We start from the raw sequence: 24,265 nt of genomic DNA on the forward strand, positions 1-24,265 counted from the left end.
TGTGGTCAGGGTTCCTTTCTCCCACGTAGCTCGAAGTCGTCGAAGGTGGTCTTGAGCACCGACGTCGCGTCCTTGGACGTGCGCGCGAACAGGCCCACATAGCCGTTGCCGATGCCGTTGGGGTCGTCGACCTGGAGGACTCTCTCGCCGTTCACCCACATGGTCAAGCGCACGGCGCCGCCGTCCTGCTCGCAGGAGGCCTCGATCCTGGCCTTGCTGTCCTTCTGCAGCCCGTTCACCTGGACCGGCTGGGCCAGCGTGCCGCCCGAGCCGTCGGAGATGCGCCGGATGCGGGCCATGCCGGAGGTGTTCAGGGCGAACTCGTAGTACGTGCCGTCGGCGCTGTTGTGGCAGAAGACGCCGTACTCGCCGGTGCCCACGGACCGCTTCACCTGGGCCGTCACGCCGACTACCACCGTATGGGGCAGCATCGGCGTGGGCGTGGCCGACGGGCTGGGCGCCGGGGTGGGCGTGGCGATCAGGAAGGGCGCCGGGGCCTTCACCAGGTGCTCTTCGTCGTCATCCGCCACGTCGAGCCCGTACATGCCGTCGGTGCGGTAGCCGTAGCTGTACTCGTCCGTCGGATCGTAGGTGCCGTCCCAGCCGCCGCCGGTCTGCGTGAAGTCCTCCCGGTACAGGACGGCAAGCTGAGGCGGCCCGCTGTCCCGGAGCGTCGCCCAGGCGGTGACACCCCCGGCGACCAGCACCGCCACGGCCGCGGCGATCCCCCCGACCACGAGCCGGCCCCGGCGCTTTCCGACCGGCCGCTCCTGCTCCGCGGTGAACGCCGCGGTCCCGTGCTGCCAGGCCACCTGAGCGGTCTGGGCGGCCTGCTCAGGCCGTACCCCCTGAACGGCCTGGACGGTCTGTTCCGGGGCGACCGAACGCCCCACGAGATGGTCGAGGAGCTGCTGCGCGGTAGGCCGCGCGGCCGGGTCCTTGCGCAGCGCCGCCCTGACCAGCTCCCGCAGCCCCGGCTCGACCGCGTCGAGCGCCGGCTCGGTGTTGAGCACCTGGTAGACGGTCGCGGGCAGGGTGTCGCCGCCGAACGCCGCCTTCCCGCTCGCCGCGTACACGATCAGCGAGCCCCAGGAGAACACGTCGCACGCCGGCGAGACCGGCTCACCACGCAGCACCTCGGGGGCCATGTACCGGGGTGTGCCGATGAGCTCACCCGTCCCGGTGACCCCGCCCAGCGTGTCGAGCGCCCGCGCGATGCCGAAGTCGATCACCCGCGGCCCGACGGGCGACAGCAGCACGTTCGACGGCTTGAGATCGCGGTGCACGACCCCCGCCCCGTGGATCGCGGTGAGCGCGGTGGCCACGCTGACCGCCAGCGCGTCGAGGCTGGACCCTTTGAGCGGCCCCGACTGCCGGACGGCCTCCTCCAGATTGGGCCCCGGCACGTACTCGGTGACGACGTAGAGCTGATCACCGTCGAGCGCCGCCTCGAGCACCGCGGCCGTACAGAACCTGCGCACCCGCTGCGCGGCGTCGGCCTCCCGCCGGAACCGCATCCGGAACTGCTCGTGCTGGCTGAGCTCCGGGTTGATCACCTTGATGGCGACCCGCTGCCCAGCGGGATCCTCGGCCAGGTGGACAGTACCCATCCCGCCTCGGCCCAGCACGCTCAGCAACCTGTAGCGCCCGATCTGGGGGGATTCACCGCTCACGGCGGGCAAGCTTACCGACTTCTGCTCGATCGGCGGATGACTCGATGCTCACGTGACATCGCGCAGCGAGTGCAGGCTGGGGAGTCCGTGTACGGCCTCGATCACCATGACGCGGCAGCCGGCGGCCGTGGCGGCGGCGATTCCGGTGGGGCTGTCCTCGATCGCGACGCAGCGACGAGGGTCCACGCCGAGCCGGTTCGCGGCCGTCAGGTACGGGTCCGGGTGCGGCTTGCCGCGGGCGGTGTCCTCGGCCGTCAGGATCAGGTTGAAGTCGTGGTCCAGCTGGGGCAGCACCAGGTGGACGATGCTCCGCGGTGAGGCGCTGACCAGGGCGGTCGGAATGCCTTCCGCGTGCAGCTCGCCGAGGAGGTCGAGGGCGCCGGGGATCAGCGGCACGCCTCCGGGCTGCTTGGTGATGCGCGCGGCGAAGGCATCGATGAGCTGCCGGGCGATGCTGGAGAGCCGATGGGCGGTGTCGGGGAGGTGGCGGGCCCTGCCGGTAGGGCTGGGGTCGGGCTGGGCGGTGGCCAGGGGGCCGGGTTCGGCGGTGGCCAGCAGGTGGGCCGCCACGTCCTCGGCCGCGCGGCCGAGGACGTCCGGTGTGTCGGCGGGGCCCAGTTCGACGCCGAGGGTCCGCGCCACCGCGGCCGTGGCCTGCCACCAGAGTCCCTCGGTGTCCACCAGCGTGCCGTCCATGTCAAAAAGGACGGCGTCGAACAGGACGGCCTGTGGCGGCTCAGACGGCATCGGCCGGTTCCGAGGCCGGGGAGGGGACCGTGACCGTCCTCTCGGCCACCAGTACGGGTCGCTCCACCAGACGGACCGTCACCCGGGTGCCGGGTGCCAGGCTCAGCGCCTCGTGGCCCGGTACGTCGGCCAGCACCTCGCCCCCCGACAACGCCACCCGGAGCCGGACCGAGGCGCCGCGGAAGGAGGCGGCGAGGATCTCCGCCTTGCCCTCCGGATCGGGGGTCACCCGTACGGCCTCGGGGCGGATCAGTACGTCCACCTCCCGGGTGCCGGCGGGCTCGCCGTCCACGGGGAGCAGCTGGCCCAGCACCCTCACCTTGTCGCCCGAGACGTGGCCGGCCAGGTGGTTCATGGTGCCCACGAACTCGGCCACGAACGGGGTGGCCGGGCGGTCGTAGACCTCGGCGGGCGGCCCGCACTGTTCGAGGCGGCCGTCGCGCAGGACCGCGACCCGGTCGGCGATCGACAGCGCCTCCTCCTGGTCGTGGGTGACGAAGATGGTGGTGATGCCGAGGTCGAGCTGGAGGCGGCGGATCTCCTCGCGCAGCGAGACCCGTACCTTGGCGTCCAGTGCCGACAGCGGCTCGTCGAGCAGCAGCACCCGCGGCTCCAGCGCCAGCGCGCGGGCCAGGGCGACGCGCTGCTGCTGGCCGCCGGAGAGCTGGTGCGGGAAGCGGTCGGCGTGGGAGGGGAGGCCGACGAGTTCGAGGAGTTCGTCCGCTTTGGCGCGCCTGGTGGCCACGGGCACCTTGCGTACGCGCAGGCCGAAGGCGACGTTGTCGCGGGCGTTGAGGTTGGGGAAGAGGGAGTAGGACTGGAAGACCATGCCCGCGTCGCGCTTGTTGGCGGGCACGTCGGTGATGTCCTCGCCGTCGACGAGCACGGCGCCGGAGTCGGGTCGTTCGAACCCGGCCACGCACCGCAGCGCCGTCGTCTTGCCGCAGCCGGAGGGCCCCAGCAGCGCGACGAACTCGCCCGGCGCGATCGTCAGGTCGAAGCCGTCCAGCGCCACCGTCTTGCCGAACACCCGCCGCAGCCCCCGGAACTCCACCTGAGCCGTCATTTCCGCTCCTTTCCGGAGAACGCGGTGGACACCGCGAGCAGTAGCAGCCAGATGAGCAACAGGCTGAGAATGGACACCGCGACCGACAGCTGGCCCTTGGACCCGGAGATCGTCACGATCCACACCGCGAACGGCTGGTAGCCCAGCAGCCGGGCCACGGTGAACTCGCCCAGCACCAGGGCGAGCGTCAGGAACGACGCGCTGGCCAGGGCCGAGCGCAGGTTCGGGATGATCACCCGGAACAACACGTGCGGCCACGACGCGCCCAGATTGCGGGCCGCCTCGACGAGCGTGCGCACGTCCATGGTGCGCAGCCCGGCGTCGAGCGAGCGGTAGACGAACGGCAGCACCAGCACCACGTACGCGAGCACGAGCACGACGGGGAACGCCGGGTTCTGCACCGCGATCAGCGTGGCCCAGAACGGCGTCGGAGCGAGCACATCCGTGCCGGTACGCAGCGACGTGGTGAGCCCGGCCACGAACGTGATCGGCGGCACCACCAGCGGCAGCGTGCAGACCACCTCCATCACGGGGCGCAGCCGCGGCGCGCTGAGCCGTACGGCCAGCATCGCCGGCAGGGTGAGCAGCAGGGCCAGCACGATCGTCGCGACGGCCAGCGACATGGACAGCAGCAGCGACGACCCGAAGCCCTCGGCCGTCAGCAACTCCCCGTAGGCCGCGAACGACACCCCGGCGGTGGGCGTGTAGATCGTGTACCAGAGCGAGGCCCCGAGCGGGATCAGGAAGTACGCGGCGGCCAGCAGGAACACCGCCCCGCGCCAGAGCCTGGGCCGGGACGGCGCGCGTACAGGAGCGGTCACCGGCTCCAGTCCGGTCAGCGCAGCCATCGGGTGCTCCTCTTCTGCAGCGGCAGGTAGATCGCCATGACCAGCCCGGCCACCACGATCATGTCGAGGCTGAGCGCGAGCGCGATGTTCTCGTAGCCGATCAGCACGTCACCCGTGAGCGCGCTGGCGATCTTCAGGGTCACCAGGGGCACCACGGTCCCGACCATGGCGTTGGCCGTCGCGAAGGCCGCGAACGCGCTGCCGAACAGCAGCACCACCCCGCCGAGCATGGCCGGCGTGAGCACCGGCAGCCCGACGAAGCGCCAGAACTGCCAGGCCGTCGCCCCGTTGTTGGCCGCCGCCTCCCGCCACTGCGGCCGCAGCCCGTCCAGCGCGGGCGCCATGACCAGCACCATCAGCGGGATCGCGAAGTACAGGTAGACGATCACCAGCCCCCAGAAGGTGTACAGCGCGCCGGACGGCAGCCCGAGGAGCCCGCTGATCACGCCGGAGTTGCCGAGCGTGGCGATCCAGAAGAAGGCCAGCGGCACGCCGCCGAAGTTGGCCAGCACGCCGGAGGCCGTCAGCACCGCCTCGCGCAGCAGGGCGAACCGTGAGGTCACCACGGCCTGGGCGAGGAACGTGCCGAGCACGGCCCCGGCCAGCGCCACCACGGCCGAGAGCTGGACGCTGCCGGCCATCGCGGTGAGGTAGCCGCCCTGGAGGCTCTGACCGACGTTCGCCAGGCTCGGCTCGCCGTTCGCGGTGAACGCCCCCGCCACCAGCGCGATGGCGGGGATGCCGAAGACCAGCGCGAAGAAGACCAGCAGGGGCAGCGCGCCGAGCCACCCCTTGGCGCGGGTCATCCCGAGACAGCGGCGTCCCAGCCGCTGGCCAGTTTGGCCTTGGCCGCGTCCACCTGCTCGGGGGTGGGGAACGTGGGCGTGCCCTCGACCTTGGGCAGCGCGTCGGCGGCGGCCTTGTCGACCGAGCCGTCGGTGGTCATGGACGGTAGGAGCACCGGCCTGGCGAAGCCCTTGAGGTAGAGGTTCTGGCCCTCGGCGCTGTAGAGGTATTCCTGCCAGAGGCGGGCCGCGGCCGGGTGGGGGGCGTCCTTGTTGACGGCCTGGGCGTACATCTGGAAGTACTTGCCGTCCGAGGGGACGTTCACCTTCCAGTCGAGGCCCTTGGCGGACATCTCGGGCGCGTAGGCGGCGTTGTTGTAGTCCCAGTCGATGCTGATCTGGGTCTCGCCCTTCTCGATCGTCGCCGGGGTGGTCTCCACCGGGTTGTAGTTGCCCGCGGCCTTCAGCTTCTTGAAGAACTCCAGGCCCGGCTGGATGTCGTCGAAGGAGCCGCCGTTGGCGATCGAGGCGGCGTAGACGCCGGCGAAGGCCGAGCCGGACTTGGTCGGGTTGCCGTTCATCGCGACCTTGCCCTTGTACTCGGGCTTGAGCAGGTCGGCGAAGCTCGTCGGGCAGGCGCTGATCTTCTTGGCGTCGCAGCCGATCGACACGTAGCCGCCGTAGTCGTTGGTCCAGAGCCCGGTCGGCTCCTTCTGCCCCTCGGGGATCTTGTCGAACGCCTGCACCTTGTAGAGCGCGAACAGCCCCTCCTTGGCGCCGCTGATCGCGAACGACTGGCCGAGGTCGAGCACGTCGGGCGCGCGGTCCTGGCCCTTGCGGGTCTTCACCGCGGTGATCTCGTCGGCGCTGGCCGCGTCGGGGTCCTCGCTCTCGATCTTGATCCCGTACTTGGCGGTGAACCCCTTGATGATCTCGCCGTAGTTGGCCCAGTCGGGCGGCAGCGCGATGACATGGAGGTTGCCCTCCTTCTTCGCCGCCTCGACGAGTTTGTCCAGGCCACCGAAATCTGCGGCGGAGGTGGCGGTCTTCGCGTTCACCCCGCCCTCTGACGCCTTGGTCTCCTGTGTGCCAGGGGCGGCGCCACACGCCGCCGTGGCTACGGTAAGTGCTGCGATGACGCCTGCGGCGCGGGTACGAGGTGTGAACACGTCGGCTCCACTCTCCGGGGGGTGTGGAAAGAAGTTAAAGGAACTTGTACAAACAAGCCAGCACAAGTAAGTCCCATGAAGATTGCTCTTTCATGAATGCGAAAGGTCGCGGATGGTTGCGCGTTATGAACGGATCGCCGATGAGCTGCGGGACGACATACTCACCGGCGTACATCCGATCGGCTCGCAACTGCCCACGGAGGCGGAGCTGGCCGGGCGCTACCGCGCCGCCCGCGGCACCGTACGCCAGGCGGTGGCGGTGCTGGTCGCCGAGGGTCTCGTCGGCTCCCGGCAGGGGGCCAGGCGCATCGTGCTGGGCAAGGCGCGCAGCCAGAGCTTCGCCGAGCTGCACAGCTTCGCGCAGTGGGCGCGCGCCAACGGCTACCGCTACGGCGGCCAGGTGATCGCCCAGAGGCGCAGGGCGGCCGGCCCCGCCGAGGCCGCCAGGCTCGGCACCGAGGAGGTGCTCGACGTGCTCCGGCTGCGCACACTGGAGGACGAGCCCGTCCTGGTCGAGCGCACGGTGTACGCGGGCTGGGTGGCCGCCGCCGTCGAAGGGCTCGCGCCCGGCTGCGAGTCGGTCACCGAGGCGCTGTACGACTCGATCGGGCTGGTCTTCGCCTACGGCGAGCACCTCATCGACGCCGTCTCCGCGGGCGTCCGTGACGCCGATCTGCTGGGCGTACGGCGTGGCAGCCCGCTGCTGCGTCAGCGCCGCATCACCACCACGCACGAGGGCAGGCCGGTGGAGTGGTCGGACGACCGCTACCGGGCGGGCAGCGTGGTCTTCAGCATCCGCAACTCGATCGACGCCAACCCTCTGGTGCGGCAGGCAGGCGACTTGCGTTTCGGGGCGTAAGAACATATGTTCGAGACATAAGCGCCCGCCTTCCCCCGGGTGGCTCAGCATAGGCACCAGAGCCGCGGGGAGAAGCGTCTTGAGCAGACTCTATGGCGATCCGATAGAGGTGTGGACCAGGGACGGGCAGCCGACCCAGTTCGTCTGGCGCGATCGTCTCTATCTCGTCCGCCGGGTCCTCGACCAGTGGGTGGTGGCCCGCGAGTGGTGGAAGATCGACGAGAACGATCCCGGTGAGCGGCAGTTCTGGCGGGTGGAGGCCAGCCCGGGGCGCGAGGTCGGGTCCTACGAGTTGCGGTTCGACACCGCCAGTGGCGGGTGGCTGCTCCTGCGGGCGTGGGACTGATGGCGCCGCCGTTCCCTCACCTGAACGTGAGCTCCGCCTACTCGATGCGCTACGGCACCGCCTTTCCGCAGGCGCTGGTGCGGCGGGCGGCCGAGGACGGGATGGACATCCTCGCGCTGACCGACCGCGACGGTCTCTACGGCGCGATCAAGCACGCCCAGGCGTGCGCGGAGGCCCGGATCGCCTCGGTGTTCGGGGTCAACTTCGCACTGGCGGGTTCCGCGGCCCGCCCAGGTGTGCGCGGAGGCGCCGGACCGGGAAGCTGGGAGCGGGCCGGCGCCGGACCGGGCGGCCGGGGGCGGCCCAGGACCGGGCCGGGGGCCCAGGACCGGGTCACGGTGCTGGCCAGGGCGGGCGGCTGGTCCTCGTTGGTGCGCCTGGTCACGGCCGCCCACTACGCGGGCGAGCGCGGCGCGCCCGAGGTGACGCGCGACCTGATCGCCTCCATGGCCGGGGGCGGGCTGACGGTGCTGCTCGGACCGCGTTCCGATGTGGGCCGCGCCGTGGCCGAGCGGCGTGACGAGCACGCCAGGGCGCTGCTCAACCTGTGGCTGGCCACCGTGCCGGGCGTGGTGATCGAGCTGGTCGACCAGTACGGCTTCCGCGACGCCACCACCGCCGTCCGGATGCTCGCCCTGGCCGAGTCCCGGGGCGTGCCGGCCGTGCTCACCAATGCCGTCAGATACCTGGACCCCGCCGACCACCAGGTGGGCGACGTGCTCGACGCGGCGCGGCAGCTCGTACCGCTGCACCCGCGCCATCTGGAGCGCACCACCTCGCACGCCTACCTCAAGGGCACCAAGGAGATGCGGCAGGTGGCGGCCAAGATCTGCGGGGCCGACCCCGACCGGGTCGGCCGCCTCCTGCACACCACCCGCGCGCTGGCCGAGGCGTGCGCGATCGACCCGGTCGACCTGCTCGCGCTGAAGCACGACCCACCGAACCTGCACCTGCCCGAGGTCGGCCGCGACCCGGTGCCGCTGCTGCGCCACCGCGTCGAGGACGGGCTGAACTCGCGCGGGCTGGACCGCTCCGACGACGCCAGGGACCGCCTGCGAGCCGAGATGGACGTCATCGAGCGGAAACGTCTGTCCGGATATTTCATAGCCGTGGCTGGCATCACCGACATGATCCGCGGCATGGGCATCCGCTGCGCGATCCGCGGCTCGGGAGCGGGCAGCCTGGTCAACTACCTCATCGGCATCGGCGAGGTGAACCCGCTCGAACACGGCCTGCTCATGGAGCGCTTCCTGTCCGACGGCCGCATCGGGCTGCCCGACATCGACGTGGACGTGGAGTCCGCGCGCCGGCTCGACTGCTACAAGGCCATCTTCGACAGGTACGGCGAGTCGCGGGTGGCCTGCGTCTCGATGATGGAGACCTACCGGGCGCGCAGCGCGATCCGGGACGTGGCGGGGGCCATGGGGCTGCCGCCGCACGAGATCGACGCGATCGCCAAGGCGTTCCCGCACATCAGGGCCAAGCAGATCACCGCCTCGCTGAACGACCTGCCCGAGCTGCGCGACAGCCGGCTCGGCGAGGCCGGGCTGGAGCGGGTGTTCCGGCTGGCGGAGCGGCTCGACGGGCTGCCCAGGCACATCGCGCTGCACCCGTGCGGGGTGCTCATCGGCAATGCGGAGCTGCGTGACAGGACGCCGGTGGAGCGGAGCCTGCTGGAGTTCCCGATGTCGCAGTTCGACAAGGACGACGTGGAGGAGGCCGGGCTGCTCAAGCTCGACGTGCTGGGCGTACGGATGCAGTCGGCGATGGCCTACACACTGAGCGAGATCCAGCGGGTGGACGACGTCGTGGTCGACCTCGACACGCAGCACGGATCGGAGCCCGGCGTCGAGTACGTGCCCCACGACGACCAGGCCACCTACGACATGATCTGCGCCAGCCGTACGCTCGGCTGCTTCCAGATCGAGTCGCCCGGCCAGCGCGAGCTGGTCGCCAAGCTGGAGCCGCGCAAGATGCACGACCTGATCGTGGACATCTCGCTGTTCAGGCCGGGGCCGGTGAACTCCGACATGGTCACGCCCTACCTGGAGGCCAGACACGGGTGGCGCAAGCCGCACTATCCGCACGAGCGGCTGCGCGGCGCGCTGAAGGAGACGCACGGCGTCGTGGTCTTCCACGAGCAGGTACTCAAGATCATCGAGGTGATGACGGGCCGCGACCTGTCGTTCGCCGAGACGCTGCGGCGCACGCTGGCCTCGCCGGAGGGGCGCGAGCGGGTGCGCAAGCACTTCGTGCCGCTGGCCAGGTCCAACGGGTTCGGCGACGCGGCCGTGGACAAGGCGTGGAAGGTGCTCGACGCGTTCGGCGCGTTCGGGTTCTGCAAGGCGCACGCGGCGGCGTTCGCGCTGCCCACCTACCAGTCGGCCTGGCTCAAGCGGCACCACGCGGCCGCGTTCTTCGCCGGGGTGCTCACGCATGAGCCCGGCATGTACCCGCAACGCGTGATCATCGACGAGGCGCGGCAGTGCGGGGTCGAGATCCTGCCGCTCGACGTGAACAGGTCCGGCAAGGACTGGCGGGTGGAACGGCTCGGCCCGCGGGTGCGGCTCAGGATCGAGCCGGGCGACTTCCGGATCGGGGAGATCGGGAAGGGCTACGCGCTGCGTGTGCCGTTCTCCGCGATCAAGGGAGTGAGCGAGGCGGAGGTGGGGCGCATGGTGGCCGGCCAGCCGTACACGTCGCTCGCCGACTTCTGGGACCGCGCCCGCCCGTCGCGGCCGGTCATCGAGCGGATCGTCCAGGTGGGCGGCCTCGACGACCTGCACGACCTGCATCCGGGCGGGGCGCGCTGGCGGCCGGGGCGGCTGACCCGCCGCGACCTGATCGCCCAGGTCGGCGTCCTCGAACGGGCCTCCACGTCGGGCGTCAAGCCGTCCGCCGCGAAGTCCAAGCGCTACACCCCGCCCGCCGCTCGTCTTGCCGCCCAGCCCGAGGAGGCGGCGGTGCAGCTTCCGCTGGGCTTCGCCGAGCACATCGCGCCCGGCGAACTGCCCGAGATGACCGAGACCGAGATGGTGGAGGCCGAGTTGGAGATCCTGGGCATCGACATCAGCCGCCACGTCATCAGCTTCCACGACGAACTGCTCGACGCGATCGGGGTGGTGCGCTCCAAGGACCTGCTGAACCAGCGCAACGGGGCCGAGGTGCTGGTCGCCGGGGTCAAGGTGGCCACCCAGACGCCCGCCGTACGCTCGGGGCAGCGCGTCATCTTCACCACGCTGGACGACTCGACGGGGCCGATCGACCTGACGTTCTTCGAGTCGGTGCAGGGGCGGTGCGCGGCGACGGTGTTCGGGTCGTGGCTCATGGTGGCGCGAGGCGTGGTCCGGCGCACGGGGACCCGGGCGATCTCGATGCGCGCGGTGGACTGCTGGAACCTGGTCGACCTCGACGCCTTGTGGCGATCGAGCGGGATCGAGGCGGTCAGAGCGCTGCTCGACCAGGCTCCCGAGGATGCGGCCGGGGTCGGCGGGCGCCGCATCGAGTACGCCAACGGCTTCCGGCTGTCCCCGTACGCGGACCTGGGGCCGGTGGTCGCGCCGCCCACCCGCCGCCTCTGGCACGCCAGCCAGGGGAGTTCGGGTCCTAGCGCGGCATGACCCCGGCCATGGCGACCAGGGGAGCTCGGGTCTTCTGGCGACCGTCAACCCGTCTGTTCGAGCGGGGTGGTGGATTCGGGGGGCGGCTGGGGGAGCCGGGTGACCGTGCCCGCGTTGCGGAGGCGGCCCCGGCCCCTGGCGCTGGACGTGGAGCACTGGATGCGGGTGATGTCGCGGACTGTGGCCGCGCACAGCAGGGCCGACACCGTCGCGCAGGCGAGCTCCGGAAGGCCGATGCCCGTCAGGTCGCCCGACGAGGAGTCGAGCGGGAGGCGAATGGTCACCAGAGCGAGCGTGGCGAGCCAGGTCAGCCACCAGGTGGCCAGCAGGGCAAGCCAACGAGGCCGCCGGTCGTAGGGCGGGCCGGCGCCCCGCCACACCTGGTCCAGCAGGAGCGGCGGCGCGATCAGGTTGACGCCGGGGATCAACCAGGCGGCGGCCACCGGGCCCGTGGGGGCCGAGCGGTCGTTGACCTGCCGGGCCCGGACGAGCCAGGTGACGTAGGCCGCCGCGGCGGCGATCGCCGTGCCCGCGACCAGCATCATCAGCACGGCGAACACCGTCACGGCCCCGACCAGCGCCTGGGCGTCGGCGCCGTGCGGACGGCCGCCGAACGCCGCGAGCTGAGTGGCGAGGCGGCGACCGCGAGCCTGTTCGAAGATCACGAGAGCGCCCAGGGAGAGGACCTGTGCGGCAAGAGTCACGTAGACGACAGAAGCGGCCCTAGTGGGCGATGCCTGGGCGTAGCGCACGTTGTTCTCCCCCCGGGCCATGCGCTGAGGTTCTGCTTCACTTCTATCCCGCCAGGCTCCTTGTTAATCAGCCGGGTCATTAATCAGCTGACGACACCGGATTCCCACGCCCAAGCTGCGATTCCCACCCGATTGCGGACACGGAGCTTCCGTTGGATGCTCCCGAGATGGGTCTTCACCGTCGAAAGTGAGACGAACAGCTCGCCGGCCACTTCCTGGTTCGTCCGGCCCCGCGCCACCAGGCGTACGACGTCCAGCTCGCGGTCGGTCAGCGGGTCGTTCAGCGGGGCGGGGACGCGGATCTTGGGCTGGGCCAGGTGCTGCAGCAGGCGTACCGTCACCGAAGGCGACACCAGCGAGTCACCGCTCGCCGCCGCCTTGACCGCCTCGATCAGCAGAGTGGGCCCGCTGTCCTTGAGCAGGAAGCCGAGGGCGCCCGCCCGCAGCGCGCCGTAGACGTACTCGTCCAGGTCGAAGGTGGTGACGATGACGACCCGCATGGGGTTCTCGACGCCGGGGCCGGCCAGGGCGCGGGTCACCTCGATGCCGTCCAGCTTGGGCATCCGGATGTCGAGCAGGCAGACGTCCGGCCTGAGCCGCCGTGCCTCGGACACCGCCTCCGCGCCGTCGGCGACCGCCGCCACGACCTCCATGTCCGGCTGCGCATCCAGAATCATCTGGAATCCGGTACGTACAAGCTGTTGATCGTCGGCGATGAGCACGCGAATAGTCACGCCCACAACTCTAGGATCAGCCCGCATCGGCAATTCCAGGATCAGCCGTTCGGCCGATGGGGAACCGGACGTCCGGCTGATCCGCCGGACCCCTCCCCGGCGAGAGGCTCGGCACCATGAACGACGTGCTTGTTGGACGAGCCCTGGCCAAGCGGTTCGGGCAGACGGTGGCCCTGGACGGAGTGGACCTCGCGGTCCGGGCCGGGGAGGCCGTGGCGATCATGGGTCCGAGCGGCTCCGGCAAATCAACCCTGCTGCACTGCCTGGCCGGCATCATGAAGCCCGACTCCGGCGAGGTGCACCTGCTCGGCCAGCGCATCGACAACATGCGCGAACGCGGCCGCAGCGCGCTGCGCCGCACCCGGTTCGGCTTCGTCTTCCAGTTCGGCCAGCTCCTGCCTGAGCTGCCCGCCGAGGAGAACGTGGCCCTGCCGCTGATGCTCGGCGACGTACCGAGGGCGCAGGCCGTACGGCAGGCCCGCGACTGGTTCGGGCCCCTCGGCCTGCACGGCATGGAGACCCGGCGGCCCGGCGAGCTGTCGGGCGGCCAGGCGCAGCGCGTCGCCATCGCCAGGGCGCTGGTCACCAAGCCCGCGGTGGTCTTCGCCGACGAGCCGACCGGCGCGCTCGACCAGACGACCGGCGAGGAGACGATGCGGCTGCTGGTCGAGGCGACCAAGCACAACGGCGCCTGCCTGATCGTGGTGACCCACGACCCCAACGTGGCCGGCTGGTGCGACCGCACGGTCGAGGTCCGCGACGGCCACCTGCTCGCGGGCGGGGTACGCGCGTGAACCCGAACTTGACCTGGCGGCTGCACAAGGACGGGGTACGCGCGTGAACCTGGACCTGACCTGGCGGCTGCTCAAGGGCGGCGGGCGCAAGGGCCTGCTGGGCACCTGGCTGACCCTGGGGGCCGTCGCCGTCTCCATGGCGCTGCTGCTGTTCGCGGTGGCCGCCAACTACGCCTTCGAGGCCAGAGCCGACCGGAGCGCCTGGCGCAACCCGGTCGCGACCACGGGCGTTCAGGAAAAGGGCGTTCAGGAAAAGGGCGTTCAGGAAAAGGGCAAGGCGGTGGCGATCGAGGCGTCCCGTCATGACTTCGTCCGCGACAAGGACATCACCGTCGTCGACCTGGGGGCGCTCGGGGCGGAGGCGCCCGCGCCGCCGCCCGGCCTGGCCCGCTTCCCCGCGCCCGGCGAGGTCTGGCTCTCCCCGGCGCTGAAAGAGCTGGCCGAGCAGTTGCCCGCCGACCAGCTCGCCGCCCGCTTCCCGGGCACCAAGGGCGTGCTCGGCGAGGAGGCGCTGCTCTATCCGGGCGAACTGATCGCGGTCGTCGGCCGCAAGCCGGACGCGCCCGAGCTGACCGCGCAGCGGAGCGATGACTGGATCATCGCCAAACCCCCGGTGAAGGTGGCGAGCCTGGCGGGGGAGCCGACGGAGGACGCCGAGGCCTACCAGGTGCTGGCGCTCATCGCCGGCGTGCTCATGATCGTGCCGCTGCTGGTGTTCGGGGGCGCGGCGGCCCGGCTCACCGTGGCCAGGAGGGACCAGCGCCTGGCCACGCTCAGGCTGGTCGGCGCCACGCCCGGCCAGGTGGTCGGGATGACCGTGGCCGAGGCGATGATCGTGGCCCTCGCGGGGGCGGTCACGGGCACGCTCGCCTACGCCCTGGCGGCGCCGCTGCTGGCCGGGATCCAGATCGGCGGCGGGCCGTGGTTCGTCTCCGACCTGTGGCCGAGCCCGCTGGTCCTGGGCGGGCTGCTGGTCGCGGTCCCGCTGCTGGTGGGGCTCTCGGCCGTGGTGGGGCTGCGGCGGGTCGTGGTCAGCCCGCTCGGGGTGGCCAAGCGGGAGACGCCTCCCGCCATGCGCTTCGTCAGGGTCGTCGTCCTGCTCGCGGTGCTCGCCGCCGTTCCGCTGCTGAGCCGGGGCAACGCCGTGGGTCCCATCGCGGTGGTGATCGGCCTGGCCTTCCTCTGCGTCAACCTGGTCGGCCCGTGGGTGGTCGGGATCATCGGACGCGTCACGGCGAGGCGGGCGAACCGGCCCGCCCGGCTGCTGGCGGGCCGGCGGCTGGTGGACGATCCGCGCTCCGCGTGGCGCACGGTGAGCGGGGTGGCCATGACCGGCTTCGTCGCCGGGTTCCTCTGCCTGCTCAGTCCGGGCGTCTTCAACAGCACCGGCGTTACTGGGCAGCTCCAGATCGCCGTTCCGGCGGATCAGACGGCCGCCGTTGCCGAGCAGGCGCGCACCCGGCTGAAGGAGGCGGGGATCACGGCCACGGTGAAGCCGGTGAAGAAGGTCGTCGCCGTCGCTCTCGGCACCTCGGCCGACGCCGCTACCGTCGACCGGGCCCGTACGGCGCTGGCCGGGCTGGTTCCCGGGCACACGCCCACCACGGACGCCGACGACGAGCACTTCGGCGTCCAGATCCTGGCCGACGTCCGCGCGGGCACGGTGGTGGTGCTGTCGGTGTCGTTCCTGGTCGCCATCGCCAGTGCCGGGATCACGGCCGCGTCGTCGATCCTCGACCGCCGCCAGACGTACGGGCTGCTGCGCCTGGCGGGCACGCCGCTGGAGGTGCTCGACAAGGCACGCAGGGCCGAGACGCTCATCCCGCTCACGGTGATGGGCGGCGGCGCGATCCTGGTCGGCGCGTTCTGCGCGGCACCCTTCATGATCGGCGCGGTGAACTCGACCGGGGTGATCACGCTGTTGCTCTGCGTCGGCCTCGGCTTCGCCGGGGTGATCGGGGCAGGGGCGCTGAGCAGACCGCTCCTCAACTCGGTCACCGCCGACCCGGCTCCCCGCCCCGACTAGCGCACCGCTCGCCGCCCTTCCGCCCCTCGGCGGGGTCTCCCGCCATGGGACCTCCGCCACGACGGGCCGTCGTCCCCTCCACCGGAGGGGGTGCGCCTCCAAGGGCCCCCAGCCACTGCGGACCGTCTTCCTCTTCTCCCCCCGGAGGGGTATCCCTCCGGGGGACCTCAGCCACAACGGACCGTCACAGCGACCGAGACGGTCGATGGTCACGAGCTGTCAGTTCAGGACCAGGTCGCGGATGATCGTCAGTGACCGCTCGTCCCGCGGCCCCATCACCAGCAGGCTGGTGACCGGGCTCTGGCGCCACAGTTCGAGGCGTTCCTTGATCCGCCCGGGCGGCCCGACGAGCGAGATGCCGTCCGCCAGCTCGTCCGGGATCGCCTGGAACGCCTCGTCCTTCTTCCCGGCCAGGTACAGCGCCTGGATGCGCTCGGCGGACTCGGCGAACCCCATCCGGCCGATGATGTCGGCGTGGAAGTTGCGGTGCTTGGCGCCCATGCCGCCGATGTACAGCGTGAGCATCATCTTCACGCCGTCGAGCGCGGCCCGTACGTCGTCCGAGATCACCACCATGACCATGGCCGCGACGTCGAAGCCGGGCGCGGCGCCCGACAGCGCCTCGCCGTACATCTCCTCGATCTTGGACGGGAAGGCGAACAGCGGGAGCCAGCCCTGGCCGAGCTCGGCGGCCAGGGCCACGTTCTTGGGCCCTTCCGCCCCGAGATAGAGGGGGATGTCGGGCCGCAGCGGGTGGGTGATGAGCTTGAGCGGTTTGCCCAGCCCGTCCGCCAGGGGGAGCGGGTAGTGCGGTCCGTCGCTGGTCACCGGCTCCTCGCGGCGCCAGACCTGGCGCATGATGTCGACGTACTCGCGGGTCCTGGCCAGCGGCTTGGCGAACGGCTGGCCGTACCAGCCCTCGACCACCTGGGGCCCCGAGGCGCCGATGCCGAGCAGCAGCCGCCCGCCCGTGAGGTGGTCGAGCGTCATCGCGGTCATCGCCGTGGTGACGGGCGGCCTGGCCGACATCTGGGCGATCGACGTGCCGAGCTTGATGCGCGAGGTCCGCGCGCCGTACCAGGCCAGCGGCGTGAAGACATCGCTGCCGTACGCCTCGGCGGTCCATATCGAGTCATAGCCGAGCCGCTCGGCCGTCAGGACGGTTTCGGTCGCGTCGTCCGCGTTGCGCTGCCAGTAGCCGAGCTGTAAGCCAAGCTTCATGTGACACCTCCGGAATTTAGTTCTATTACGGCTGCGGCGGCGCCGGGTGTCAATGCATGATCTTCCGGGGAAATCACACTCGTGGTTAACGTTCTGTGTCGACTCGCTTGCGCGCTGCTGTTTCTTTCGGCAGGTGCGCTGCCCGTGACTCGTCCGGCGGTGGCCTCCGCGGCAAGCCGGCCGAACATCATCATGGTGATGGCGGACGACCTGGAGTACGGGGCGCTCTCCTACTTTCCCGCGATAGATCAGCAGCTGGTGCAGCAGGGCGCCTCGTTCGACCGGTTCTTCGTGTCCAACTCCTGGTGCTGCCCGTCGCGCACGACGATCCTGCGTTCCCAGTACGTCCACAGTCATGGCGTGCTGACCAACACCGCGCCGGAAGGCGGCTTCGACCGCTTCCACACCCTGGGGCTGGAACAGTCCACGATCGGCACCTGGATGCAGCAGGTCGGCTACCGCACGGCGCTGATGGGCAAGTTCCTCAACCACTATCCGGGCGGCACCGCCACTCAGACGTACGTGCCGCCGGGCTGGCACGAGTGGGACGTGCCCGTGCGCAACCTCTACCAGGAGTACGGCTACCGCCTCAACGAGAACGGCAACCTGGTCGACTACGGCTGGGGAGAGCAGGACTACCTGTCCGACGTGCTGGCGGGCAAGGCCAGAGACTTCATCAACGCCGGCCCGGAGCCGTTCTTTCTCTATCTCGCCCCCATCGCGCCGCACAACCCGGCCAATCCCGCCGTCCGCAACATGGACGCGTTCCCCTGGTCGCAGGCGCCGCGCACGCCGTCGTTCAACCAGGCGGACGTGTCGGAGGAGCCGGAGTGGCTGCGATCGAGGCCGCCGATCTCGCCGGAGGGCATCGACGAGGTCGACGAGCGCTACCGCAGGAGGCTGCGGGCCATGCTCGGCGTCGACGACCTCGTCAACTCGGTGATCGCCACCCTCCGCGACTACGGCAAGCTCGACAACACCTACATCTTCTTCACCTCCGACAACGGCTTCCATCTGGGGACGCATCGCCTCCCTCAGGGCAAGACCACCCCGTTCGAGGAGGCCATCCACGTCCCGCTGGTGGTGCGCGGGCCGGGCATCGAGCCGGGTTCGACGATCAACGAGATGACGGCGACGGTGGATCTGGCGCCCACGTTCGCCGCGCTCGGCGGGGCGGCGGTGCCGCCGTTCGCCGAAGGACGGTCGCTGGTGCCGCTGTTGGAGGGGAAGCGGCCGTCGCCATGGCGGCGGAACGTGCTGGTCGAGTTCAGCCGGCCGGCCAACCGGTCGTCGGCCGCGCAGACGCCGGTGCCCCCCTATGAGGCATTGCGTACGGAGACGCACACCTACGTGAGGTACGCCACCGGCGAGATACAGCTGTACGACCTCACCCGAGATCCGTACGAGCTGCACAACCTGGCCAGGTTCGCGGACCCGGGACTGGTGCTGCAGCTCCAGGAACGGCTGTCGAGGATGCACACCTGCTCGGGCGCCGAATGCCTGGAAGCCGACTCAGCCGGCTGAGCAGGTGCCGGGGACCGGCAGGCGGCCCGCCCGATAGGCGCTCGGGGGCACGCCCATCACCTCCCGGAACTCCGCCGTCATGTGCGACTGGTCGTAGTAGCCCGCGTCGGCGGCCAGCGAAGCGGCCTCTTCGCGACACACCCTGGCCAGCACGCCACGGACCCGGCTGATCCGGGCGAACCGCTTGGGTGGGACACCGACGCCGCCCGTGAACAGGTTGCGCAGGTGCCGCTCGCTCACCCCCAGCTCCCTGGCCACCGCGACCACCGGAGGCGCCGCCGCGAGGCTCACCAGGTCATTACGGTCCAGCGCCGCCTCGGCCGAGAGCAGCGCCGCCGCCGCGCCCACCAGGCCGGCGCGGTCCAGGTCAGCGGGCGACTGCGCGGACAGCCGGTCAAGGAAGGCCGCCTCCAGGCGCGTCATCACCTGCTCGGCCCAGTCGCTTCCCGTCACCATGCCCGCCAGCTCTTCGGCCAGCCGGTCCGCCCGTACCCCCCAAAGATCCCGGAGCGGGACGACCCGGTCCACGAGCTCGCTCAGCGGCACCCCGAGCAGCGGCCGGGCGGTCGCCGGGCGCAGCCGTACCGTGACGCAGTGCGGCACGTCCTTGGGCGCCAGGTACGACGCCCGCGTCCGCGGCCCCAGCACGTACAGGCGCCCAGCCCCGTCCACCGTGCGGAAGGCCACCGTCGGCGTGGTGTCGGGCTCCCGGACGTGAATCCGCCGGGTTCCCAGGAGTGCTCCATCCATAGTGCCGATTCTTCCTATAACCGACGCCAGGTGCGCTGCCAGCCTGGCTGACATGATTCTGATCACCGGTGCCACGGGCGCCATAGGCAGCCAGACCGCCCGCCTCCTCCTTGAGCGCGGCGAGGCCGTACGGTCGATGACCCGGGACCCGTCCCGCTCACCCGGCGGCGAAGCCGTCCAGGCCGACTTCGAAGACCCGCGATCGCTGCGGCGGGCGTTCGAGGGCGTGTCGGCCGCCCTCCTGCTGACCGGATTCGGCGGGCGGCTGAAGGAGCACGACCAGGCCATGATCGAGGCGGCCGGAGCGGCGGGCGTCAAGAAGGTGGTGAAGCTCTCGGCCATCGGCACGGGCGACTCCGACGACCCCGGCGATGCCCGGTCGTGGCACGTGCCGGGTGAGGAGGCCATCAAGGCGAGCGGCATCGCGTGGACCATGCTGCGCCCGGCCGGCTTCGCCTCCAACTCGCTGGGCTGGGCGGCAGCCGTCAGGTCGGGCGGCCCGATCCCCAACTTCACCGGAGACGGCGTGCAGCCCGTCATCGACCCGCGCGACGTCGCGGCCGTGGCGGTGGCCGCGCTCACGACGAGCGCGCACGACTCGCGCACCTACGACCTCACGGGCCCGGACCTGCTCAGCGTCCCCGCCCAGGTGTCGATCCTGGCCAAGGTGCTCGGCCGCCCGCTGGAGACCGTCGAGATCCCCATCGAGGCGGCCAAGGAGCAGATGCTCGCCTCGGGCGCCGATCCGAGCCTGGTCGCGGTCGCGGCCACGGGCTGGACCATGCTCAAGGAGGTGGGCTGGCCGCATCTCTCGGACGCCGTCCAGTCGGTGCTGGGCCGCCCGGCCACCTCCTACGAGTCCTGGGTCCGGGACCACCGAGCCGCTTTCAGCTAAGGGAGGGGTAGGCGTGGGCGAGGTGCTCGGCGACCGCGTTCGCAGCCTCGTCGGGATCGCCCGCCCGTACGGCCGCGAGGATGCGTTCGTGGTCGGCCCGCAGCACGGACGTGTCGCCGAGCCGCGTCACCGCCTCCACCGCGTAGCGCCTCATCGAGTCGCGCAGCGACCGCATGATGGCCGCGATCAGCCGGTTGCCCGACGCGTCGGCCAGTGCGCAGTGGAAGGCGGTGTCGTGCTCGACGAACTCCTCGGCCGACCTCGCCGCGTCCATGCCCGCCAGAGCCGTGGCGAGGCCGGTGGTGTCGGAGCCGGCCGAGGCCGCGCGGGCCGCCGCCCCACGTTCGATCATCAGCCGGGTGTCGATCACCTCGCGCAGCTCCAGGCTGGCCAGTCCCAGATGCAGCCTGAGCAGATCGGTGAGCGCCGTGTCGGGGCGGGAGGTCAGCACCGCCCCGGCGTCCGGCCCCCGCCCCACCTGCGACGACACCACGCCGAGCGTCTCCAGCACGCGCATGGCCTCCCGTACCGACGAGCGGCTGACCCCCAGCTGCTCGGCGAGGCTGCGCTCGGCGGGCAGCCGGTCGCCCGCCTTGAGACCGTCCGCGGCGATGCGCCGTTCGATCTGTGCGATGACGTCCTCGAACGTACGGGTCCGCCGGACGGGCTGCCAGTCGGCCACCATTGTCCCCCTCGTGCGGCTTCGATATGGTCTGACCATACTGTGGTCAGACCATACATCGGAAGGAGAGCCGTGCGAGTCGCCCTGTTCATCACGTGCGTGAACGACACGCTCTTCCCCGGCACCGGCAAGGCCGTCGTGTCGCTCCTGCGCAGGCTCGGCTGCGAGGTGGACTTCCCCGCCGCCCAGACGTGCTGCGGCCAGATGCACGTCAACACCGGCTACCGCGACGAGGGCGTACGGCTGGCGCGCCGCTTCACCGAGGTGTTCGCCGGATACGAGGCGGTCGTCGCGCCGTCCGGATCGTGCGCCGCCATGGTGCGCGAGCAGTATCCCAAGCTGGTGCGGCAGGGGAGCAGGGGAGCGGCGGCGATCGCCGAGGTCGCGCCCAAGGTCTACGAGCTGTCCGAGTTCCTGCTCGACGTCCTCAAAGTCGACGACGTAGGCGCATATTTCCCGCATCGGGTGACATATCACCCGACGTGTCACTCGCTGCGCGGGCTGCACCTCGGCGACCGTCCGACCAGGCTCCTCCAGAACGTCCGGGGCCTGGAACTGGTCCCGCTCCCGGCGGCCGAGGAGTGCTGCGGCTTCGGCGGCACGTTCTCGGTCAAGAACCCGGCCGTCTCCGCCGCCATGGGCGCCGACAAGGCGCGCAGCGTGCTCGACACGGGCGCGGAGGTGCTGTGCGCGGCCGACAACTCGTGCTTGATGCACATCGGCGGCACGCTCAGCCGCCAGCGGACCGGCGTCCGGGTCATGCATCTCGCCGAGATCCTCGCCTCCACCGAAGAGGGCGGTGCCCAATGAGCGCGACATTCCTCGGCATGCCAGGAAATTTCCCGCAAAATGCGGCGGAGGCCGTACAGAACTCTCAGCTCCGCTACAACCTCCGCAAGGCCACGCACACCATCCGTGGCAAGCGCGCGAACGTCGTCGGCGAGCTCCCCGACTGGCAGGAGCTCCGCGCGGCCGGCAAGGCGATCAAGGACGACACCCTGCGCCACCTCGACCGCTACCTCCTCCAGCTGGAGGAGGCCGTGACCAGGGCGGGCGGCCACGTCCACTGGGCCCGCGACGCCGACGAGGCCAACCGCATCGTCACCCGGCTCGTCCAGGCCACCGGCGAGAGCGAGGTGGTCAAGGTCAAGTCGATGGCCACCCAGGAGATCGGTCTCAACGAGGCGCTGGCCGCGCATGGCATCACCGCCTACGAGACCGACCTGGCCGAGCTGATCGTGCAGCTCGGCGACGACTTCCCGAGCCACATCCTGGTGCCCGCGATCCACCGCAACCGGGCCGAGATCCGCGAGATCTTCCTCGACAAGATGCGCCCGGTCCCGGCGGACCTCACCGACGAGCCGCGCGCGCTGGCCGAGGCCGCCCGGCTGCACCTGCGCGAACGCTTCCTCAAGAGCAAGGTCGCCGTCTCGGGCGCCAACTTCATGATCGCCGAGACCGGCACGCTGGTGGTGCTGGAGTCCGAGGGCAACGGCCGGATGTGCCTCACGCTGCCGGAGACCCTGATCAGCGTGGTCGGCATCGAGAAGCTGCTGCCCTCCTGGCGCGACCTCGAGGTCTTCCTGCAACTGCTGCCGCGCAGCTCCACCGGCGAGCGCATGAACCCCTACACCAGCATGTGGACCGGCTCGGCCGAGGGCCAGGACTTCCACCTGGTCCTCCTCGACAACGGCCGCACGAACGTGCTCGCCGACGAGGTGGGCCGCCAGGCGCTGCGCTGCATCCGCTGCTCGGCCTGCCTGAACGTCTGCCCGGTCTACGAGCGCGCGGGCGGCCATGCCTACGGCTCGGTCTACCCGGGCCCGATCGGCGCGATCCTCACCCCGCAGCTCAGGGGCATGTCGTCGGATCTGGATGCCTCGCTGCCGTACGCCTCCAGCCTCTGCGGCGCCTGCTACGAGGTGTGCCCGGTCGCGATCGACATCCCCGAGGTGCTCGTGGACCTGCGCGCCAAGGTCCGCCACGCGCCGGCCGAGCGGGTGGGCATGCGCGTCGCGGGCTGGATACTCAACGACGAGGTACGGCTGGCCAAGGCGCAACGCCTGGCCACCCGCTTCCGCAAGGTGGTGCCCAAACGCCTGCCGGGCCCCCTGTCGGCCTGGACCGACACCCGGGACCTGCCGGAGATCCCGGAAGAATCCTTCAGAGACTGGTGGGAGCGGAATGAGCGCGCGTGACGAGATCCTGGCCAGGGTCCGCCGAGCCGTTGAAGGCGCCCCCGAGGTGGCGATCCCGCGCGGCTACCGTACGGCCACGCAGGTAGCGGACCTCGTGGGCCTGTTCGCCGAGCGGGTGGACGACTACCGCGCCGTCGTGCACGTGCTGCCCGCGGCCGAGGTGCCCGGCAAGGTGGCCGAGCTGGTGGCCGGCCGCCGGATGGTCGTGCCCGAGGGGCTACCGGCGGAGTGGCGGGTGCCCGGCGCCGTCGCGGGTGACTCCGTGACCGAGCTGGACGCCGCCGACGGTGTGATCACCTGCTGCGCGGTGGCCATCGCCGAGACCGGCACGATCGTCCTCGACTCCGGCCCCGGCCAAGGGCGCCGGGCGCAGACCCTGGTGCCCGACTACCACCTGTGCGTGGTCCGCGCGGACCAGATCGTGGCCGGAGTGCCCGAGGCGGTCGCCCGGCTCGACCCGGTCCGCCCGCTGACCTGGATCAGCGGCCCGTCGGCCACCAGCGACATCGAGCTCAACCGGGTCGAGGGCGTACACGGGCCGCGGACGCTGGAAGTGATCATAAGTACCTGATGACCGCCGCCGCGTCCGAGATCTCCTGGCTGAACCACAGCTCGGCGTCCGTCATGGTCGCGGCTCTGGTCAGCGCGGAGTCCGCGCGCTCCGGCACCGGATCGTCCACCCCCCAGCCGCGTAGCTCCTCGGGGGCGGTGGCCAGCTGCGTGCCGCCTCCGCCGCCGATCCACATGGGCTTGGTCACCTCGCCCGGCATCAGCACCGCGTGCACCCTGCCCTCCCGCAGGGCGTGCGCGACTTCGGCCAGCCCGGTGGGGCCGCCGGTCTCCCGGTACCGGTCGAGCAGCTCCGCCCGCCGACGGTCGAGGTAGGAGTCGAGCGCGGTCTCGACGTCTCGTTCGAACTGCTCGTGGTCGGCGCGGCTGCCGTGTTCGACCATCATCACGCGGTCCACGGACTTCGTACCGAGATGATCGCAGAGCAGCGAACGCGACTTGGGGTCGCCGGCCACCACGACGAGTTCGAGGCCGAGCCGCCGGACCTGCTCGTCGATCTCATGCGCGACGGTCTTCGCGCTCTCCTCCCACGGCTCCTCCACGCGGCACTCGTACCGCTTCCGTGACCAGCCACCCCAGCTGGTCCTGTGCAGCGGCCACGAGGCGGCCGCCACGGTGGGCCGGCGGGGGGAGCCGCTGCCGAAGACGGTCAGCTCGGTGCCCGCGTGGTCCACGATGGCCCGCAGGTGCGGGAGGTTCTCTCCGCGCAGCATCAGCAGGGGCGTGACCAGCGGCAGCGGGCTGTACGCGGCCAGCTCCGGCGCCTCGGCGAGCGTCTCCGCCAGCACCACGTCGCCGTGGGTGGCGAACATCACCCGCGCGGCCGCCGACCCCGCGGCCTCCCTTTCCAGAGCGTCGAGCGTGTCCGGGTCCACCTCGCCGCGGAGCTGGGCACGCAGGTCACGCCAGTGCTTCTCACGCTCGCGCCCGGTGAGGGCGGCCAGATAGACCGAGGCGTACGGCCCGCGGCGCTCATAGAGCGGCCGGATGAAGTCGAGCCGCACCG

The 24,265-nt window shown here is 71.1% G+C and carries 22 protein-coding genes; 10 read left to right on the forward strand and 12 right to left on the reverse strand.

The window, feature by feature from the left end; translation table 11 throughout:
• Nucleotides 1–5 precede the first annotated feature (5 nt).
• The 6 genes from LDL49_RS19355 to LDL49_RS19380 are packed head-to-tail and all read right to left on the reverse strand — an operon-like array spanning nucleotide 6 to nucleotide 6,288.
• On the reverse strand, nucleotides 6–1,673 hold the full coding sequence (locus LDL49_RS19355) for a serine/threonine-protein kinase (RefSeq protein ID WP_225292484.1): 1,668 nt from the start codon (nucleotides 1,671–1,673) through the stop codon (nucleotides 6–8).
• Nucleotides 1,674–1,721: 48 nt separating this feature from the next.
• Entirely contained in the window at nucleotides 1,722–2,420 is a 699-nt protein-coding gene (locus LDL49_RS19360) for an HAD family hydrolase (protein ID WP_225292485.1), read from the reverse strand.
• A complete protein-coding gene (locus LDL49_RS19365) occupies nucleotides 2,410–3,486 on the reverse strand; it encodes an ABC transporter ATP-binding protein (RefSeq protein WP_225292486.1) in 1,077 nt (358 codons plus the stop codon). Before LDL49_RS19365 ends, LDL49_RS19360 begins: the two co-directional genes overlap by 11 nt.
• Nucleotides 3,483–4,334, reverse strand: a complete 852-nt coding sequence (locus tag LDL49_RS19370; protein ID WP_225292487.1) for an ABC transporter permease — start codon at nucleotides 4,332–4,334, stop codon at nucleotides 3,483–3,485. Before LDL49_RS19370 ends, LDL49_RS19365 begins: the two co-directional genes overlap by 4 nt.
• On the reverse strand, nucleotides 4,322–5,140 hold the full coding sequence (locus tag LDL49_RS19375) for an ABC transporter permease (protein WP_225292488.1): 819 nt from the start codon (nucleotides 5,138–5,140) through the stop codon (nucleotides 4,322–4,324). Before LDL49_RS19375 ends, LDL49_RS19370 begins: the two co-directional genes overlap by 13 nt.
• A complete protein-coding gene (locus LDL49_RS19380) occupies nucleotides 5,137–6,288 on the reverse strand; it encodes an ABC transporter substrate-binding protein (RefSeq protein ID WP_225292489.1) in 1,152 nt (383 codons plus the stop codon). The genes LDL49_RS19375 and LDL49_RS19380 overlap by 4 nt, the downstream gene beginning before the upstream one ends.
• 112 nt (nucleotides 6,289–6,400) lie before the next feature.
• Between LDL49_RS19380 and LDL49_RS19385 the strand changes: the two genes are divergently transcribed.
• The 3 genes from LDL49_RS19385 to LDL49_RS19395 all read left to right on the forward strand — a co-directional run bounded on the left by LDL49_RS19385 (nucleotide 6,401) and on the right by LDL49_RS19395 (nucleotide 11,113).
• Nucleotides 6,401–7,147, forward strand: coding sequence for a GntR family transcriptional regulator (locus LDL49_RS19385; RefSeq protein ID WP_225292490.1), 747 nt, complete (start codon nucleotides 6,401–6,403; stop codon nucleotides 7,145–7,147).
• A 79-nt stretch (nucleotides 7,148–7,226) separates the two neighbouring features.
• On the forward strand, nucleotides 7,227–7,493 hold the full coding sequence (locus tag LDL49_RS19390) for a DUF6504 family protein (protein WP_225292491.1): 267 nt from the start codon (nucleotides 7,227–7,229) through the stop codon (nucleotides 7,491–7,493).
• Entirely contained in the window at nucleotides 7,493–11,113 is a 3,621-nt protein-coding gene (locus tag LDL49_RS19395; RefSeq protein ID WP_225292618.1) for a DNA polymerase III subunit alpha, read from the forward strand. The genes LDL49_RS19390 and LDL49_RS19395 overlap by 1 nt, the downstream gene beginning before the upstream one ends.
• A gap of 44 nt (nucleotides 11,114–11,157) precedes the next feature.
• Here LDL49_RS19395 and LDL49_RS19400 read toward each other — a convergent pair whose 3' ends face one another.
• Together LDL49_RS19400 and LDL49_RS19405 are read right to left on the reverse strand one after the other, a co-directional pair.
• The gene (locus tag LDL49_RS19400; RefSeq protein ID WP_225292492.1) at nucleotides 11,158–11,886 is read right to left on the reverse strand and encodes a DUF4328 domain-containing protein; all 729 of its coding nucleotides are present in this window, start codon (nucleotides 11,884–11,886) and stop codon (nucleotides 11,158–11,160) included.
• A gap of 62 nt (nucleotides 11,887–11,948) precedes the next feature.
• Nucleotides 11,949–12,599: a response regulator gene (locus LDL49_RS19405; protein ID WP_225292493.1), complete on the reverse strand. Its 651-nt coding sequence runs from the start codon at nucleotides 12,597–12,599 to the stop codon at nucleotides 11,949–11,951.
• Between the two features lie 116 nt (nucleotides 12,600–12,715).
• Between LDL49_RS19405 and LDL49_RS19410 the strand changes: the two genes are divergently transcribed.
• Nucleotides 12,716–13,393, forward strand: a complete 678-nt coding sequence (locus LDL49_RS19410) for an ABC transporter ATP-binding protein (protein ID WP_225292494.1) — start codon at nucleotides 12,716–12,718, stop codon at nucleotides 13,391–13,393.
• Between the two features lie 43 nt (nucleotides 13,394–13,436).
• On the forward strand, nucleotides 13,437–15,419 hold the full coding sequence (locus LDL49_RS19415) for an FtsX-like permease family protein (protein ID WP_225292495.1): 1,983 nt from the start codon (nucleotides 13,437–13,439) through the stop codon (nucleotides 15,417–15,419).
• 219 nt (nucleotides 15,420–15,638) lie between these two features.
• On the opposite strand, the gene LDL49_RS19420 is transcribed toward LDL49_RS19415, so the two are convergent.
• The gene (locus tag LDL49_RS19420) at nucleotides 15,639–16,640 is read right to left on the reverse strand and encodes an LLM class F420-dependent oxidoreductase (protein WP_225292496.1); all 1,002 of its coding nucleotides are present in this window, start codon (nucleotides 16,638–16,640) and stop codon (nucleotides 15,639–15,641) included.
• Nucleotides 16,641–16,784: 144 nt separating this feature from the next.
• On the opposite strand from LDL49_RS19420, the gene LDL49_RS19425 reads away from it, so the two are divergent.
• Complete coding sequence (locus tag LDL49_RS19425) at nucleotides 16,785–18,164, forward strand: sulfatase family protein (RefSeq protein ID WP_225292497.1); 1,380 nt, start codon at nucleotides 16,785–16,787, stop codon at nucleotides 18,162–18,164.
• Here the strand turns inward: LDL49_RS19425 and LDL49_RS19430 are convergent.
• Nucleotides 18,153–18,914: a helix-turn-helix domain-containing protein gene (locus tag LDL49_RS19430; RefSeq protein ID WP_225292498.1), complete on the reverse strand. Its 762-nt coding sequence runs from the start codon at nucleotides 18,912–18,914 to the stop codon at nucleotides 18,153–18,155. The genes LDL49_RS19425 and LDL49_RS19430 overlap by 12 nt on opposite strands.
• 52 nt (nucleotides 18,915–18,966) lie before the next feature.
• Here LDL49_RS19430 and LDL49_RS19435 point away from each other — a divergent pair, with 52 nt between their 5' ends.
• Complete coding sequence (locus LDL49_RS19435; protein ID WP_225292499.1) at nucleotides 18,967–19,809, forward strand: NAD(P)H-binding protein; 843 nt, start codon at nucleotides 18,967–18,969, stop codon at nucleotides 19,807–19,809.
• Here the strand turns inward: LDL49_RS19435 and LDL49_RS19440 are convergent.
• Nucleotides 19,802–20,494, reverse strand: coding sequence for a FadR/GntR family transcriptional regulator (locus tag LDL49_RS19440; protein WP_225292500.1), 693 nt, complete (start codon nucleotides 20,492–20,494; stop codon nucleotides 19,802–19,804). The genes LDL49_RS19435 and LDL49_RS19440 overlap by 8 nt on opposite strands.
• Nucleotides 20,495–20,563: 69 nt before the next feature.
• On the opposite strand from LDL49_RS19440, the gene LDL49_RS19445 reads away from it, so the two are divergent.
• Genes LDL49_RS19445 through LDL49_RS19455 form a run of 3 tightly spaced genes read left to right on the forward strand, consistent with a single transcriptional unit; the run spans nucleotide 20,564 to nucleotide 23,260 of the window.
• Entirely contained in the window at nucleotides 20,564–21,301 is a 738-nt protein-coding gene (locus LDL49_RS19445) for a (Fe-S)-binding protein (protein WP_225292501.1), read from the forward strand.
• Nucleotides 21,298–22,689: a lactate utilization protein B gene (locus tag LDL49_RS19450; protein ID WP_225292502.1), complete on the forward strand. Its 1,392-nt coding sequence runs from the start codon at nucleotides 21,298–21,300 to the stop codon at nucleotides 22,687–22,689. The genes LDL49_RS19445 and LDL49_RS19450 overlap by 4 nt, the downstream gene beginning before the upstream one ends.
• Complete coding sequence (locus LDL49_RS19455) at nucleotides 22,676–23,260, forward strand: LutC/YkgG family protein (protein WP_225292503.1); 585 nt, start codon at nucleotides 22,676–22,678, stop codon at nucleotides 23,258–23,260. Before LDL49_RS19450 ends, LDL49_RS19455 begins: the two co-directional genes overlap by 14 nt.
• Here the strand turns inward: LDL49_RS19455 and LDL49_RS19460 are convergent.
• Nucleotides 23,247–24,263: a baeRF2 domain-containing protein gene (locus LDL49_RS19460; RefSeq protein WP_225292504.1), complete on the reverse strand. Its 1,017-nt coding sequence runs from the start codon at nucleotides 24,261–24,263 to the stop codon at nucleotides 23,247–23,249. The two genes, LDL49_RS19455 and LDL49_RS19460, sit on opposite strands and share 14 nt — an antisense overlap.
• Nucleotides 24,264–24,265: the final 2 nt, after the last annotated feature.

This window comes from Nonomuraea aurantiaca, from assembly GCF_020215705.1.
GTDB classification, from domain to species: Bacteria; Actinomycetota; Actinomycetes; order Streptosporangiales; family Streptosporangiaceae; genus Nonomuraea; species Nonomuraea aurantiaca.